The sequence below is a fragment of the Pseudomonas sp. FIP_A4 genome (assembly GCF_036701605.1).
Taxonomy (GTDB): domain Bacteria; phylum Pseudomonadota; class Gammaproteobacteria; order Pseudomonadales; family Pseudomonadaceae; genus Stutzerimonas; species Stutzerimonas phenolilytica.
Genome location: NZ_JAYDXP010000128.1, coordinates 1 through 717, shown reverse-complemented (window position 1 = coordinate 717; position 717 = coordinate 1). Strand labels below are relative to the sequence as shown.

Here is a 717-nt window from a genome sequence, read left to right as displayed (position 1 = left end):
TCGCCGACGCCGAGGCCGAGAGCACGCTCAAGCGCGAGCTGACCGTGCCGGGTGCTGAGCGCATCTGGTACGTCGCTGACGCCTTCCGCGCCGGCAAGAGCGTCGAGGACGTATTCGCCCTGACCAAGATCGCCGAGCTGTTCAACCGCTGGATCGTGCCGATGGAGGAAAAACGCGACTTCCTCAACCTCGGGGGCGGCCGCCTCGGTCAGGCGCGGGCGCACCACCTTCTCGTTACCGGCAACGATCTGCGCCGGGTCTTTCGATTCGATGTTGGCCACGGTGATGAAGCTCGGCAGCAGCTTGCCGTCGGCATCCAGCAGGTGGTCGGCCCGCTGGGCTTTCGCGCGTTCGTCGACAGCGCACCGGTGCTGGAAAAGGCCGCCGGGCAACAGGCCGGGCTCGGCACCAACACCCAGAGCATCCTCGACCAGCCGCACAAGGACCTGCGCCGTGCCCGCGCATTCGTCTTCGCCGCCGAGGAGGACTTCGGCATTGCGCCGATCGAAGCCCAGGCCTGCGGCACGCCGGTCATTGCCTTCGCTCGCGGCGGCGTGCTGGAAACCATCCGCGGTCTTGGCCGCCGGCGCCGCCTCGGTGGACGTGGCCGTGACCCACGCGCTGTTCGCCGGCGATGCGCTGCAGGTGATCCGCGCCGCCGGTGTCGGGCACGTCTGGAGCACCGATTGCATCGCCCATGAAAGCAACGCGGTGTGC

4 pseudogenes are annotated in these 717 nt (G+C 68.6%); 3 read left to right on the top strand and 1 reads right to left on the bottom strand.

Annotated elements, in window-relative coordinates:
- Nucleotides 1–143: pseudogene (locus U8L64_RS20435) on the top strand (hypothetical protein); the annotation flags it as partial.
- 57 nt (nucleotides 144–200) lie between these two features.
- Here U8L64_RS20435 and U8L64_RS19305 read toward each other — a convergent pair.
- A pseudogene (locus U8L64_RS19305) lies at nucleotides 201–323 on the bottom strand (glycine--tRNA ligase subunit beta); the annotation flags it as partial.
- Here U8L64_RS19305 and U8L64_RS19300 point away from each other — a divergent pair.
- Both U8L64_RS19300 and U8L64_RS19295 read left to right on the top strand, forming a co-directional pair.
- Nucleotides 297–578, top strand: a pseudogene (locus tag U8L64_RS19300) (glycosyltransferase); the annotation flags it as partial. The pseudogenes U8L64_RS19305 and U8L64_RS19300 sit on opposite strands and share 27 nt — an antisense overlap.
- Nucleotides 574–717, top strand: a pseudogene (locus tag U8L64_RS19295) (phosphoribosylpyrophosphate synthetase); the annotation flags it as partial. The pseudogenes U8L64_RS19300 and U8L64_RS19295, both read left to right, overlap by 5 nt.